Annotated in this window: 13 protein-coding genes; 10 read left to right on the top strand and 3 right to left on the bottom strand. The window is 39.7% G+C overall.

Features of this window, described 5'->3' with window-relative positions; all coding sequences use genetic code 11:
* Positions 1-30: 30 nt before the first annotated feature.
* From FUA25_RS07795 to FUA25_RS07785, 3 genes are read right to left on the bottom strand one after another with little or no spacing between them, the layout of a single operon-like run.
* Complete coding sequence (locus tag FUA25_RS07795; protein WP_228411674.1) at positions 31-453, bottom strand: hypothetical protein; 423 nt, start codon at positions 451-453, stop codon at positions 31-33.
* Between the two features lie 11 nt (positions 454-464).
* Positions 465-1,604: a beta-ketoacyl-ACP synthase III gene (locus FUA25_RS07790; protein ID WP_147756357.1), complete on the bottom strand. Its 1,140-nt coding sequence runs from the start codon at positions 1,602-1,604 to the stop codon at positions 465-467.
* A 17-nt stretch (positions 1,605-1,621) separates the two neighbouring features.
* Positions 1,622-2,539: a dialkylrecorsinol condensing enzyme DarA gene (locus FUA25_RS07785; protein WP_147756356.1), complete on the bottom strand. Its 918-nt coding sequence runs from the start codon at positions 2,537-2,539 to the stop codon at positions 1,622-1,624.
* Positions 2,540-2,760: 221 nt separating this feature from the next.
* Here FUA25_RS07785 and topA point away from each other — a divergent pair, with 221 nt between their 5' ends.
* The 10 genes from topA (at position 2,761) to FUA25_RS07735 (ending at position 14,145) form a co-directional block, all read left to right on the top strand.
* Positions 2,761-5,340 (top strand): type I DNA topoisomerase, encoded by a 2,580-nt coding sequence (topA, locus tag FUA25_RS07780; protein WP_147756355.1) that lies wholly within the window; start codon positions 2,761-2,763, stop codon positions 5,338-5,340.
* A 95-nt stretch (positions 5,341-5,435) separates the two neighbouring features.
* Positions 5,436-6,512 carry a formimidoylglutamase gene (locus FUA25_RS07775; protein ID WP_147756354.1) on the top strand — a complete coding sequence of 359 codons (1,077 nt, stop codon included), beginning with the start codon at positions 5,436-5,438 and terminating at the stop codon, positions 6,510-6,512.
* Positions 6,513-6,733: 221 nt separating this feature from the next.
* Positions 6,734-7,621 (top strand): DUF6089 family protein, encoded by an 888-nt coding sequence (locus FUA25_RS07770; protein WP_147756353.1) that lies wholly within the window; start codon positions 6,734-6,736, stop codon positions 7,619-7,621.
* A 1-nt stretch (position 7,622) separates the two neighbouring features.
* On the top strand, positions 7,623-8,378 hold the full coding sequence (gene uppS, locus FUA25_RS07765; RefSeq protein WP_147756352.1) for a polyprenyl diphosphate synthase: 756 nt from the start codon (positions 7,623-7,625) through the stop codon (positions 8,376-8,378).
* Between the two features lie 21 nt (positions 8,379-8,399).
* Complete coding sequence (gene bamA / locus FUA25_RS07760) at positions 8,400-10,928, top strand: outer membrane protein assembly factor BamA (protein WP_147756351.1); 2,529 nt, start codon at positions 8,400-8,402, stop codon at positions 10,926-10,928.
* 11 nt (positions 10,929-10,939) lie between these two features.
* Positions 10,940-11,482, top strand: coding sequence for an OmpH family outer membrane protein (locus tag FUA25_RS07755; RefSeq protein WP_147756941.1), 543 nt, complete (start codon positions 10,940-10,942; stop codon positions 11,480-11,482).
* A 75-nt stretch (positions 11,483-11,557) separates the two neighbouring features.
* Positions 11,558-12,052 carry an OmpH family outer membrane protein gene (locus FUA25_RS07750; protein ID WP_147756350.1) on the top strand — a complete coding sequence of 165 codons (495 nt, stop codon included), beginning with the start codon at positions 11,558-11,560 and terminating at the stop codon, positions 12,050-12,052.
* A 75-nt stretch (positions 12,053-12,127) separates the two neighbouring features.
* On the top strand, positions 12,128-12,598 hold the full coding sequence (locus FUA25_RS07745) for an acyl-CoA thioesterase (protein ID WP_147756349.1): 471 nt from the start codon (positions 12,128-12,130) through the stop codon (positions 12,596-12,598).
* Positions 12,599-12,602: 4 nt separating this feature from the next.
* Positions 12,603-13,472 carry a dTDP-4-dehydrorhamnose reductase gene (gene rfbD, locus FUA25_RS07740; RefSeq protein WP_147756348.1) on the top strand — a complete coding sequence of 290 codons (870 nt, stop codon included), beginning with the start codon at positions 12,603-12,605 and terminating at the stop codon, positions 13,470-13,472.
* A complete protein-coding gene (locus FUA25_RS07735) occupies positions 13,465-14,145 on the top strand; it encodes a hypothetical protein (protein WP_147756347.1) in 681 nt (226 codons plus the stop codon). The genes rfbD and FUA25_RS07735 overlap by 8 nt, the downstream gene beginning before the upstream one ends.
* Positions 14,146-14,380 lie beyond the last annotated feature (235 nt).

Here is a 14,380-nt window from a genome sequence, read left to right as displayed (position 1 = left end):
CGGAGATTTCCGGTCACATTTTTTTGATCCCTATGATTTCAGCACGGTCATGATTTCGCCGGTAGCCATGATTTCCCCGTTTGTTTTTGTGGTGACCTTCACCATTGAAATTCCGGAGACACTGCTCAGTATTTCCACGTCGGAAATCAGTTTTTCACCGACTATAGGTAAAAAAATGACTTCAAAATGTTTCACCGAACCGATATAGCCTTCAACGGGCGCCTGTTTCATTAAAAATCCAGCGTATCCCGAATGCAGTGCAACACTCTGCGCCTGATGTTCGAGGATTCCCGAGGCCTGAAAATAACCGTTTTCAACGAGAAGATTTTCTTCATTCACCATTAACGCTGAGGTTAAATGAGCTTCGGAAAAAGACAGCAGTTCATCCACCATCACAAAAGGTTTCTTTTGTGGGATGAGACTCTCTACAAATTCAGCATCCGAAGAAATCATTTCTCTTCTGATTAACACACCGTGAGTAATGCGCATGAATAGGCAAACCGCCCGCTTTCGGGGATACAAAGGAGAATTTTCTCCCCCTTCTTCAGTTTTCCTGAGTTCATCAGTTCTGCTGTTGCTATAAAGATGGAACCTGCACCGATGTTTCCGACTTCAGCGAGGTTGTAATACCACTTTTCCGCTGGAAAATCCATTCCTTTATCTGCAAAAGCATCTTTCAGTCCGTCTTTAAAATAATAGGAAGAAATGTGCGCAAGTACATAATCCATATCATCCGGATTGAGGTTGTGCCTGTCGAAAGAGGCACGTAAAGCCTGCGCTCCTTTTTTAAGGATATATTCATCCAGAAGTCTGGTATCCTGTTTCAAAGAAAATATGGACTGTTTCAACCATTCGTCAGACGGATAATCGGCCCATGATTTCAGGCTTCCGTCTTCCTGTTTTTCCGCGCCTGCATACATACAGGCTTCAATTTCGTGAGCGTAAGAATAGAAATCAATGAATTCGATCTTGAGGTTAACGTCTCCCTCACGCGGTTTGTTTTCCAGACGGAAAGCACCTGCTCCGTCGGAAAGCATCCATCGGAGAAATTCTCTTTTGAAGGCAACAATTGGTTTTTCTTCCAGCTGCTTCAGATTCTCCACTTCATGGTCGAATTTATCTGCGGTCATCCACGCTGAGAATCTTTCAGAACCGGTACAGACTGCATTTTCCGAAGCACCCGCTTTTACGGATAAAAACCCGTAGTTGAAAGCATTCATTCCGGCATTGCAAAGTCCCATCGAGGTGTTGATCTCAATAGATTTTCCATTATTCAGGAGTCCGTGAACCATGGACGCGTGCGACGGCTGGATCTGATCTGCAGAAGTGGTTCCGCAGGAAAGCAGCTGAAGGTCTTCTTTTTTGAAATTTTCATCAAAAAGGCCATTAATTGCTTTTGCAGTGATTTCAGCGTTGGTATGGGTAGGCTTCTGGTTTTTGTCCAGCGCGTAATATCGGGTTTTGATTCCGTTGTTTCTGAGGATCAGCGATCTTGCCTTTGAACTTTTGTTGTTAACAAGTCCTAAGTAATCTTCCATTTCGTCATTTTCAACTGGCCCATTTGGAAGGTAAATTGATGATTTTGTTATAAATACGTCGTTCATTGTATGATAAATTGATGTTAAGGGTTTGATATTCCCTGAAAATATTTTTTTTGTTTGATTCTTTTATTCCAGAATACAGGCGTTATTAAATGATGCAGCACCAATGCAATGGGTGAAATTACCCAAATGGCAAAAAACAGATAATAGCTGAAGGCTTTCACCCATTTTTCCCGGCTTTCGCCGTGTTTCGTAATGATCTTTCCTGACCAGATGCGGAACATCTTGTTCGCGATTCTGTCCATTTTTATAAGGAAACTGCGGACTTCTACAGCACCGTTTTTTACAAGATCAGGTTGCAGCTGGTCAAAATTTCCGGTTTCTAAATGATCTCTTATAATCACTCCGAATTTTGATGCCCCTGCGATTTCTTCATCGGCAATGCCCGCTTTTGGAAGCAGCGCCGTTTTTTCTTTGTCACCGGTCATCAGCCATCTTAAAATGGTGATGACGCTGGTGTAATTGTCGTGTCGGTCAGTCAATGCGATATTCCCGACCAGTTTTGCTCCGTTTTCCTTGAAAAGGATTTTTAATTTTTCCTGTGCCATCGCCCACATATTCCGCGATCCGGAAACGGTAACCAACGGTGTGTTCTGAAGAATCTGTTTCGCATAAATGCTTTTCAGAAAGGAGTTGATCGGTATTGATGGTGACAGGTACCACACCTGATAACCGAAAATGATAAGGTCATATTTGGTGTTCAGCACTTCTTCCGGCGGTGACAGGATTTCTGAAGGGATCTGGCGGAAGGTTTCAGGGAACGTATTGAAAAATACTTCGCTCTTCCAAGGGAAAGCGAATTCTTTTTTCATTTTTATTTCATAAAAGGTAACAGCATATTCCTCTTTTTTTTCCTCGAACGGTTTTGAAATGTTTTTCAGAATTTCTTCCAGCTGACCGGTTTGGGAATAGTAAATAAAAAGTATGTTTTTAGGCATTATTTCTTTGGAGATTTATGCAAAAATATCATTTTTTTATAAATGTAAGTTTTTTAAAAAATATACTGATATTGATGCAGCTATTTTGGTGAGCAAATGTTACGGATTACAGGTAAATAAAAATATTGATTTTTCTATATCAAAATTAATGCTGAATTCTCAAAAACCTTTAAATATCTTGGTATTTAAAAAAAACTTCTACTTTTGCAAAAATTTTCTTGATGTCAAAAAATTTAGTAATAGTAGAATCACCGGCGAAAGCAAAAACCATTCAGAAGTATCTGGGGAAAGATTTCGAAGTGAAATCCAGTTTCGGCCACATCCGGGATTTACCCAAAAAAGGGATGGGAATCGATCTGGCTACCTTCACACCCGATTATGAAGTTTCTGCAGATAAAAAGAAACTCGTAACCGACCTGAAGGCCGCGGTGAAGAAAGCTGACATGGTATGGCTCGCTTCCGATGAGGACCGGGAAGGGGAAGCTATCGCGTGGCACCTGGCTCAGGAACTGAAACTGAATGATGACAACACAAAAAGAATTGTTTTTCATGAAATTACCAAGAATGCCATTCTGAAAGCAATTGAAAATCCAAGAAAAATAGACCAGAATCTAGTAAATGCGCAGCAGGCACGACGAATTTTGGACCGGATTGTGGGTTTCGAAATGTCGCCTGTTCTCTGGAAAAAAGTAAAAACAGGACTTTCTGCAGGGAGGGTTCAGTCGGTTGCAGTACGTTTGGTGGTGGAAAGGGAACTTGAGATCAGGAATTTTCAACCGAAATCGGCCTTTAAAGTGGAAGGCATCTTCCTAAACAGCGATAAACAGGAAATAGCAGCTAAACTTAAAAAAGATTTTGCTAAAGAAGGTGAAGCCGAAGATTTTCTGAAACTCTGCCAAAACACGGAATTCAAGGTGTTGAATGTTGAAAAGAAACCCGGAACCCGTTCCGCTTCTGCACCTTTCACAACGTCTACTTTGCAGCAGGAAGCCAGTAACCGTTTGGGCTATGGCGTTACCGGAACCATGCGGGTTGCGCAAAGACTTTATGAAGAAGGGTATATCACTTATATGAGAACTGATTCCGTGAACCTTTCCCAGGAAGCCATCAACGGAGCAAAAGCACAGATTATTTCTGAATTTGGCGAGCAATATTCGAACCCGAGAAATTATACGACTAAATCAGCCTCAGCACAGGAAGCCCACGAAGCCATCCGTCCGACAGATTTTTCAGTGAAAAGAATTGGAGACGATCAGTTGAATAAATTATATCAGCTTATTTATAAAAGGACTTTAGCCAGTCAGATGACGAATGCCAAAATAGAGAAAACCGTCATTGAGATTGGCAGCCCTAAGCTTTCCCAACATTTTGAAGCACAGGGCGAAGTCATTGTTTTTGACGGTTTCCTGAAAGTGTACGGCATTACAAAAACGGAAGATGACGAGGAAGAAAACAACGAAAAACTGTTACCGAAAGTTTCTGCAGGAGAAATCCTCGATTATAAAAAAATAGAAGCGACTGAGAAGTTTACGAGACCTTCAGCCCGCTATACAGAAGCCGGTCTGGTGAAAAAGCTCGAAGAACTCGGAATCGGGAGACCTTCCACGTATGCGCCGACCATTCAGACTATACAGAACCGCGAATATGTTGACAAGCGCGAACTTCTGCCGCAGGAAAGAGAGATCATGAAGATGACACTGGGGAAAACCGACCTCAAAAAAGAAATTTTAACCGAGAAATTCGGCGGCGATAAAAATAAATTTCTTCCAACCGATATCGGAGAAGTAGTTAATGATTTCCTCACCCAGAATTTTGCAGAGATCCTCGATTATGGATTTACGGCAAAAGTGGAGCGGGATTTTGATGAAATCGCCAACGGTTCGGAAAAATGGAAAGACGTTTTACAGGGTTTTTATAAAGATTTCCATCCTAAAATAGAGGATGTGGAAGAAAATGCTGACCGGGCCAATGGCGAAAGAATCCTTGGAGTTGATCCGAAAAGCGGCAAAAATGTGATTACGAGAATAGGAAGATTCGGCCCGATGGTGCAGATAGGAGAGCAGGATGATGAAGAAAAGCCGGTTTTTGCGAGCCTGATGCCATCACAGAATATCGCCACGATTACGCTTGAGGAAGCGTTGGAACTCTTTAAAGTTCCTTTCGATCTGAAAGATTTTGAAGGAAAAACCGTGATGATTGGGGTGGGAAGATTCGGCCCTTATGTAAAATGGGGAGAGGAATTCATCAGCATTCCGCGAGGGGAAGAGCCGCTTTCTGTAACCCAGGAAAGAGCAGAAGAAATCATAGGGGAGAAAAAAATTGCTGATGCGCCGATTGCCACTTACAAAGGCGAACCGGTGACAAAAGGAACCGGAAGATTCGGACCTTTCATCAAATATCAATCGATTTTCATCAATGTGCCAAAGCGGTATGATTTCGACAATCTTTCGCAAAACGACATCAATGATCTTATTGATGCGAAACTTGAAAAAGAAGCCAACCGTTACATTCAGCAGTGGGAAAAGGAAAAAATTTCCCTTGAGAACGGCAGATGGGGACCATTTATAAAATTCGGGAAAGCGATGTTCAAAATCCCGAAGACTAAAAATGATGAAAAATACACCGCCGAAGATTTGGCAGAAGTCACCCTTGATGAAGTAAAAGCCTGGATTACCGCGCAGGATAAAAATGCCTTCAAGGAAAAAGCAAAAAAAGCACCGGCAAAAAAACCTGCCGCGAAGAAACCCGCAGTAAAAAAACCTGCCGCGAAAAAAGCGCCCGTAAAAAGAAATAAAGACTAAAAAAATAGTAAGAAAACGCTTTCCTGAATCAAATCCGGAAAGCGTTTTTTTATTGAGGCCTTTTTGTTATTTTTGTTGAAATTCCCACAGCAATCATGAACATAGAAGATATCCTTATTCCGCCCCGATCAATAAAAACAGAAAAATGGCAGCTTGGAAGCCTTGTTTCCTCTCAGATTCAGGAAAACGGAATTGTATTGGTTTTCTGTTCAGATTACCGCGGGCTGAGCAACGGTGAAGCAGAAATCCTTGATTTCCGGAAGGTTCGGAAAGAACTCTATCATCTCTCGAAACTGGATTTCGAAATTCCGGTCTGCGATTTGGGCGATCTGATTTCGGGAAAGTCACATGAAGACACCCATTACATTCTGCAGGAAGTGCTTTCGATGTGTCATTATAAAAACGCCATTCCTGTAATTATCGGCGGCAGCAACGATCTGGCTTTTTCCCTTTTTTCTGCGCTTAACTTTCACCATACAAACATCAGCTACACGCAGATATCAGATATTATTTCTTTGTCGAATGAGGGTGATGAGATCACCGAGAGAAATTTTCTGTCGAAAATTTTGGGATCTAAGACCATGAGTTTGAAAAACTATCATCATTTAGGCTATCAGAAGCATCTGAACGAGCTGGATTCGGTAAAACTCATGAAAGAGGTGGAGTTTGAAGTCGTGAGACTGGCAGAAATGATGAATTCGACAGAGAAAACAGAACCTTTTTTTCGGAAAGCAGATCTGTTCACCCTTAACTGCGATGCGGTGGAGAGCCGCGGCGATGGTTTTTCGTCCAATCCGCAGGTTAATGGACTGAACAGGCGTGAAATCTGTGCATTTATGAAAGAAGCCGGTTTAAGTGAAAACCTGAAATCGGTAGGAATTTTCAATTTTAATGCGCTGTCGGAAGATTTTTTGAACCACCAGCTGCTTGCACAAATGATCTGGTATCTGATTGAGGGAATCAATATTCAGAAATCCCATCCCGGGGAAAGAAATTTCGAAACGTTTTGGGTCCTGATTGATCAGGATAAATATGCCTTTAAACGTGATGTATTCCGCAATATGTGGTATTTCGGGGAGGATGAAAACCCCGACAAACTGATCCCATGCTCTGTTTCGGATTATGAAGAGGCAAAAAGAGGTAATCTGAACAGGAGATTTCTTAAAAATTAAGAAAATTTCAATTTTTCTTTGCTTATTTATCAGAAAATTCAAATAGAGATTATTCTTTGAAGTGAAAAATTTGAGAATAATTTCATTCTTTTAGCGTTTACTTTTAAAAATTTATATTTTTTTGTTTATATTTAACTAAACATTATGAATTTCAGTAATGTAAATTTGTTTTATATTTGCAAAAATTAAATACTAAAAATAACCATAATCTATATTCTCCTATGAATAAAAAATTATTACTTAGCTTGTTTGCCGTTCTAGTTACCATGGCAGGTTTAAAAGCACAAAGACATGAGGTGGGCGTTCGTTTTGGAACGAGCAATTTGGTAGGAGATATAGGCAGAACTAATTATATTTTACAAAAGCCGTTTGGTGACACAAAGAACTTTGGTTTGCCGGTGTATGCAGGACTTCAGTACCGTATGAACTTCAACCCGCATCAAACGGTGCGTTTTGATTTAGGGTACAACCATATACAGTTTGCAGATGCGGGGGCTAAGGAAGAGTACAGAAGAAACAGAAAACTTTTTGGAACCAATAATGTTTACGAAGCTGACGCCATTTTTGAGTACAACTTCTATCCTGTTAACAATGAGCAGAACGGAATGCTGAGCCCGTATATTTTTGGAGGTGTAGGTGCTCTGTTGCACGACGTAACGCAGGCTACGCTCAATCATGATTTCAGAAGAGATGCCAGCGGTGTTGCACAGGCTCCCTTGAATGAATTGGATTTTGTAAGTACTACTCAATATGAAACCGGGAAAAAAGTATCAATGAGTATTCCTTTCGGTGCTGGTTTGAAATATAAATTCAACCATAACTGGGCGATCAGTGGCGAGGTGATGTTCAGACCTACATTTACCGATCAGTTGGATCATAGTATTCTTTATAGAAAAGACGTAAAATCGACTTACAATCAGGATATTCTGCAGCCGGGATCAAATACTTCGCTCCTGCAGACCGGAGTGTATTATCTGGTATCACAGGATCGAGAAGAAGAATTAAGATATACCAGAAATGTAGGTGATTATAAAACCAAAGACTGGATGAACAGTGTTACTTTAGGGTTAACCTACTCGTTCGGAAGACCTCCGTGTTATTGTGATTAATATGTCGTTGATAAAAGAAAAAATAAACACTGATAATTTGCCTAAACACGTCGCCATCATCATGGATGGAAACGGCAGATGGGCAAAATCCCGGGGAGAAGAACGAACCTTTGGTCATAAAAATGCCATTAATGCAGTTAGAAACGCCATTAATGCTTGCAACGAAATTCACATTCCCTATCTTACTCTTTATACCTTTTCTTCAGAAAACTGGAGCCGGCCCGTTGATGAGGTGATTAGCCTGATGAATCTGCTGGCAGAAACTTTAATTCTGGAAGAGGAAGAAATTTTCAGTAAAGGTCTGCGGCTACACGTCATTGGTGATTTAGAAAAATTACCAGAACTTGTAAAGGACCAGCTGCTTCACATGATCGATGCAACTCAGCACCATACCAATGGAAATTTAATATTGGCTTTGAGTTACAGTTCCCAAGACGAGATCCTGAAAGCAGTTAAAGAGATAAGTACAGAAGTAAAGAACGGACAGTTAAATATTGATGACATCAACGCTTCTGTGTTCGAAAATCATCTGTACACAAAAGATTTCCCTCCCGTAGATTTACTTTTGAGAACAAGCGGCGAGGTGAGGATCAGCAATTTCCTTCTTTGGCAAATCGCCTATGCAGAACTGCAGTTTTTAGATATCCTTTGGCCTGATTTTACAAAAGACACTTTTTTCCAGTGCATCGTAGATTATCAGAATAAAGAAAGAAGATACGGCAAAACAAGCGAACAGCTTGAAAATAATAAAATTTAAGAAAGTTAGAACAAGTATACAATGAAGTTTAGATTTATTCCCATCATCATGTTTGTTGCTTCGGCACATTTTTACGGCCAGGTTGTACCCGAGCAGGATACCAATCCGGTGTATGCACAAAGCCAAACCGGAACCTATGTTCTGAAAGACATCGTGGTGGATGGTGTTAAAAAATATACTCCGGCCCAGGTTCTGAGATTCACGGGACTTAACAAGGGTGAAAGTGTTGACATTCCCGGACAGAAGATCAGCAATGCAATTAAAAAACTTTGGGAAACTCAGTCTTTTTCCGAAGTTGAGGTGTATGTTCAGAGTATTGACGGCGATAATGTTGTACTAAAGTTTCTGCTTCAAGATCTTAAAGAACTGGGAGAAGTTAATTTTAAAGGCAAGGGAATCGGAAAATCCAAAGCCGAAAAATTGGCTAAAGACAATAATCTGAAACCAGGTACCAAGATTACTGAAAACCTTGTCTCTACCCTTAAAACCAATATTCCGCAGGATTACGTTAAAAAGGGTTTTGCAGATGCTAAAATCACTATTCAGGATAAAGTAAATGCCAATGATCCAAATCTAATCGACTGGACCATTAATGTAGAAAAAGGCAAACGCATCAAGATTGACCATATTGAATTTGAAGGCAACCAAAATGTTACCGATAGCAAACTCAGAAAAAAAGCATTCAAAGAGACCAAACAGAAAAGATTTGGAATCGGCGGAATTCTGAAACCGTCTAAATTTCTAAAAGAAAAGTATGAAGATGACAAAGAAAGCCTTATTGATTACTATAACTCGCTTGGATACCGTGATGCGGTAATTGAATCTGATTCTGTTTGGAGAAACAAGAACAACAATTATGAAATAAATGTAAAACTGGCAGAAGGTAAAAAATACTATATTGGCGATATTTCTTTTATCGGAAACGCAGCCTTCTCATCAGATTATCTTTCAAAAATCCTCGGATACAACAAAGGAGATATTTATGATGCAGTAGGATTCAACAAAAAAGTAGGAGAAGATGGCGGAAAAGAAGATGATTCCGATATCAAATCCATGTATATGAACAACGGGTATCTTTTTTCTTCGGTAACACCCATAGAAAAGTCAGTATCCGGAGACTCCATCAATCTTGAAATCAGAATTTCGGAAGGCGAAAAAGCCACCTGGAACAAAGTAACGTGGAGCGGAAACACAACCACGCATGATCATGTAGTTCTCAGGTCTTTGCTAACAAAGCCGGGCGACCTTTTCTCTAAAAGCAATATCAAAAGAACTTATTTCGATCTGGCCTCAATGTCATTTTTCGATCCGCAACAGATCGGACAGGATATTAAGCCAAATCCGCAGGACAATACGGTAGATGTTCACTGGACTCTTGTTGAAAAAGGTTCTTCGCAGGTGCAGCTTCAGGCAGGTTATGGTGGAAACTCTTTCATCGGGACTCTCGGACTGACCTTTAATAATTTCTCCCTGAGAAATTTCCTGAAATTGAAAGATTTTAAACCCGTTCCTCAGGGCGACGGGCAAACGCTATCCATTCAGGCGCAGGCCGGTCAGAATTTTCAGAATTATGGGATCTCTTTTACTGAGCCTTGGTTGTTCGGTACAAAACCTACCGCACTTTCTGTTAGTTTGAACGATTCAAGAGTCAATTATTCAGATGGACTCGGAAGTTCTCAAAAACTGAATATTTTCTCAGCAAGTGCAGGTTTAAACAGTCGCTTAAGATGGCCTGATGATTATTTCTCTCTTTATACTGGAGTCCAGTTTCAGAGTTATAATTTTAGCAATTACCCTTTCCAGTTTGGAAATGAGACCGAATACAACGGATCTGCAAAAAATTTCAGTTTTAATGTAGGTTTAAGCAGAAATTCTGCTGGGATTGATCCTATCTTCCCGACTACAGGATCAAATATAGAAGCTTCCGTTAAATTTACACCGCCATATTCTGCCTTTAGAGACAGGGATTATTCTTCATTATCAAACGTAGAAAAGTATAAGTGGATGGAATTTTATAAAGTGAAGTTGAAAGGAGACATCTATAATGAAGTTATTGGGAAGCTTGTTTTAAGAACCACCGGAGAAATGGGCTTTATGGATGGCTACAACTCCCAGTTAGGAGCACCGCCTTTTGAGAGATTTTATGTAGGTGGAACAGGACTTTTCGGCGGAAGGTATGATGGCCGTGAACTTGTTCCTTTGAGAGGTTATGAAAACGCTTCCACTTCTGGTGGAACACTTGATGATATTACACAATATGGAGGAGGAACCATCTATAACAGGTTTGCACTTGAATTAAGATATCCTGTTTCAATGAACCAAACCGCCAAAATCTATGTGCTTAGCTTTCTTGAAGGAGGTAATGTATGGAATTCCTGGGGAACATATAATCCATTTCAGCTGAAAAGATCTGCAGGAGTCGGCATCAGAGTATATATGGGTGCCTTTGGTCTGATTGGATTTGATTTTGCTTATGGATTTGATAAAACAATCATGGGAAGTGAGCCAGCCGGCTGGAAAACACACTTCCTGATGAATCAGTCACTTTAATTAAAAACATGATGAAAAATTTCAAATTGGTTTTTACCTTATTTTTTTGTTTGGGTACTCTGTTTGCAAACGCCCAGAAAATCGGCGTTGTAGATACCGACTATATTCTGAATAAATTACCGCAGTATAAAGATGCTGAAAGCCGCCTGAATGCTCAGGTTGCAACATGGCAGACGGAAATTCAGAACCTGCAGTCGGAATTTGAAAGAAAAAGAACTGCGTTCGAGAATGAAAAAGTGCTTTTGGTAGGCGATCAGCTGCGCCAAAGAGAAAAGGAAGTGGCAGATTTGGACAAAAACATCAGAACAACCACCAGTTTAAGATTTGGCACCAACGGAGAGATCAGTAAGTTGAGGGCTAACCTAACACAACCTTTTCAGGATCAGATTTGGAACGCGATTCAGACCATGTCTGAAAAAAATGGCTTGGGCATAGTTCTTGATAAAAGTAACAATGTAAATGTTATTTTTCTGCAAAAAAGGTATGATTATACCGATAAAGTTCTGGATATTCTTCTTAAAGGTACAAGTGGAAAAAAAGATAAAAAGAAATAAACAGAACTGTAATATTTAACCTTTATAAAAACTATAAATCAAAAGAACAATTTTAAAATTTATTTAACCTCAATTATGAAAAAATTAAGTGTATTATTTGCAGCAGTGATGATGTTTTCAGCTGTAGGAGTTGCAAAAGCTCAAAAGTTAGCGTCATTAGATTATCAGGAAATGCTTTCCATGATGCCGGATGCTAAAAAAGTTTCCACAGATTTAGATACATTCAGCAAAACAAAGGAAGCCGAAATCAAGAAAATGGGAGAAGCTTTTCAGGCTGAAGTTCAAAAATATCAGGCTGAAGGAGCGAAGTTGACTGAAGCCCAAAGATCAGCGAAAGAAGCAGAACTTCAGAAAACACAGCAGAATCTTCAGCAAATCGCAACAACCGCACAAAATGATCTTCTTAAAAAAAGAGATACAATGTTAAAGCCGGTTATTGACAGATTAAATAATGCGATCGAAAAAGTAGCGAAGGCAAACGGTTGGGATTTTATTATCGACAGCAGTGCTTTGATTTACAAAAATGGCGTAGATGCTACCCCTTTAATCAAAAAAGAATTGGGTCTTTAATTTAAGAAAGATTTATAAGTCCAAAACCATCCTTATTCGGGGTGGTTTTTTATTTTTGCACCATAAACTAATTTAATGATTACATCATCAAAAGTAAAAATCCGGTTCATCGACTGCGACCCTCTCGGTCACCTTAATAATTCAAAATATCTGGATTATATGCTCAATGCCCGAGAAGATCATGTGGATGAACACTATGAAATCAATTATGCAGAACTGGTGAAGGAAACTGGATGTACTTTAATCGCCATTCAGAATGAAATTGCCTATTTAAAAGAAGTGCTATATAATGAAGTGTTGACGGTTTCAAGCAAAATTATAGAAATCCAGGGCAGGACTGCGAAAATTGAAATCATTATGGAGGATGATCAAAAAATACGGGCAGTACTTTGGTGCACTGTCATCTATTTCAATTTGAAAACCAGGGCTTCAGAAAATATCCCCGCAAAATATTTGGATATTTTCAAACAGTTCTTAATGGAAATCCCGGAAAAAGACTTCCAGTCCAGAGTATTAACTTTAAGAAAACACAATAAAAATGCTTAACGGTATGAAGAAAATACTGGTGACCGGATCCAGCGGGCAGCTTGGAAATTGTCTGCGAAAGATTTCAGACGATTTTTCAGAAAAGTATATTTTTGATTTTACAGATTCCGCTTCGCTCGACATTACCGATGCATCGCAGGTGGAAGAGTATTTTCGTGATTTGAAACCTGATTACTGCATAAACGCTGCGGCATATACCGACGTTGATGCAGCCGAAACCGATTCAGAAAGGGCCTTTGCAATTAACAGAGATGGCGTTGCCAATCTGGCGGAAGCCTGTAAAAATTATGGCGTGACCCTAATTCATGTTTCGACGGATTATGTTTTCGATGGAGATACCAATATTTCTTATGACGAAGACAACTTCACGAATCCGACAGGAGTTTACGGACTTTCGAAAAAGGAAGGTGAAGAAGCAGCGCTGGAAGCAAATCCGAGAACAATTATTTTAAGGACTTCGTGGCTTTACTCGGAATTCAATAAAAATTTCGTTAAAACAATGCTCAGCCTTTTTAAGACGAAGGTTGAACTCAATATTGTGGCGGATCAATACGGGCAGCCGACGAATGCCAACGATTTAGCGGAAGCGATCATGACAATTATCGAATATGAGCGTAAACAATACGGAATTTTCCATTTCTCAAATTATCCTGAAACTACCTGGTTTGATTTTGCCGCTAAGATTGCAGAATTATCCGGCTCGAAGATAGAACTGAAGCCGGTAAGTACGGATCAGTTTCCTACCGCTGCAAAACGGCCGGCAAGAAGTACGATGTCTTTAGACAAGATCGAACGGATCTATCATATACAACCAAACTATTGGGAAAACAGTCTTGAAGATTCCATTAAAACAATAATTCAGAATCATGAATAAAATACTGACCATCTCTTTACTGTTTTTTACCCATTTGCTGTTCGCGCAGAACATCTATCTGAACAAGGTGGTAAAAACGAATGCAAACACCGATAAGTTTTTCTATAAAATCACCGGTTCAGAAAAAAATGCTGAATACCTGGGAGAAATTGAAGTCCAGGGTTATTCAAATAATGATGTAGAGGTTTTTTCGAAAATCTACAAAAAAGCGAAACAGACAGGGGCTAATGCCTTTTCTTATGCTCTGCCCGAAACACTTGATGGCAAAACTGCGAAGTTTGATCCGTTCCACTATAAACTGAAGTTATATTATTTGCCTTCAACTGAATTTCCGAAAGAGGAAAATACCTTATATATTATCTCAGGAAACGATGAGCCACAAAAAATTAAGCTGAATGATAAAAGCATCACGCTTAATTCCAGGTCCTATATTAAACGGAATTTAGTTTTGGGCGAAGAAAATGAACTTTCGGCGGGGAAGTTATTGGGCTCAAGAATTAAATTGGCGGCAAAGGCAGGACAGCCTGCACTTTATTTCTCTGTAGATTCCTTTAATATTAAGGCAGATGATTCTGGAACTTCTGGTGGTTTGAACATAAAGTCCGGTGATATAATCGTTCTGGAGAAATCTTTTGCCAACTTCCTCATCACTGTATATGAAGAACAGAAGTAGTTTCTGCTGTTTGGGCTGATGCTGTCTGGAATTTTTTCCCTTTAATTTTCAGCAAGTTAAATGTTTCTTGAGAAAATGATGTGGATTAAATTTGGAAAGAGGGTAAAACATCCTATCTTTGCAAACCCAAATCGAGAGAAGCGGGGAGCGAAGTAGAAGATTGAAAAGATGGGATGTGAAGGGAGTTAGGGGCTTAAAAAAAGTTTCAGATTTTTCTCCGGAAACATTTGGTCAT

The organism is Chryseobacterium sp. (assembly GCF_008014695.1).
GTDB lineage: Bacteria > Bacteroidota > Bacteroidia > Flavobacteriales > Weeksellaceae > Kaistella.
The sequence above is the reverse complement of the archived record's forward strand: the minus strand, read 5'-3'. Positions and strand labels throughout refer to the sequence as shown.

Excerpts from the sequence above, each read along its gene's own strand:
- rfbD (WP_147756348.1), top strand. The coding sequence starts at position 12,603 with ATGAAGAAAATACTGGTGACCGGATCCAGCGGGCAGCTTGGAAATTGT.
- bamA (WP_147756351.1), top strand. The coding sequence starts at position 8,400 with ATGAAGTTTAGATTTATTCCCATCATCATGTTTGTTGCTTCGGCACAT.
- FUA25_RS07770 (WP_147756353.1), top strand. The coding sequence starts at position 6,734 with ATGAATAAAAAATTATTACTTAGCTTGTTTGCCGTTCTAGTTACCATG.
- uppS (WP_147756352.1), top strand. The coding sequence starts at position 7,623 with ATGTCGTTGATAAAAGAAAAAATAAACACTGATAATTTGCCTAAACAC.
- FUA25_RS07795 (WP_228411674.1), bottom strand. The coding sequence starts at position 453 with ATGATTTCTTCGGATGCTGAATTTGTAGAGAGTCTCATCCCACAAAAG.
- FUA25_RS07750 (WP_147756350.1), top strand. The coding sequence starts at position 11,558 with ATGAAAAAATTAAGTGTATTATTTGCAGCAGTGATGATGTTTTCAGCT.
- FUA25_RS07790 (WP_147756357.1), bottom strand. The coding sequence starts at position 1,604 with ATGAACGACGTATTTATAACAAAATCATCAATTTACCTTCCAAATGGG.
- FUA25_RS07745 (WP_147756349.1), top strand. The coding sequence starts at position 12,128 with ATGATTACATCATCAAAAGTAAAAATCCGGTTCATCGACTGCGACCCT.
- FUA25_RS07755 (WP_147756941.1), top strand. The coding sequence starts at position 10,940 with ATGAAAAATTTCAAATTGGTTTTTACCTTATTTTTTTGTTTGGGTACT.
- FUA25_RS07785 (WP_147756356.1), bottom strand. The coding sequence starts at position 2,539 with ATGCCTAAAAACATACTTTTTATTTACTATTCCCAAACCGGTCAGCTG.
- topA (WP_147756355.1), top strand. The coding sequence starts at position 2,761 with ATGTCAAAAAATTTAGTAATAGTAGAATCACCGGCGAAAGCAAAAACC.
- FUA25_RS07775 (WP_147756354.1), top strand. The coding sequence starts at position 5,436 with ATGAACATAGAAGATATCCTTATTCCGCCCCGATCAATAAAAACAGAA.
- FUA25_RS07735 (WP_147756347.1), top strand. The coding sequence starts at position 13,465 with ATGAATAAAATACTGACCATCTCTTTACTGTTTTTTACCCATTTGCTG.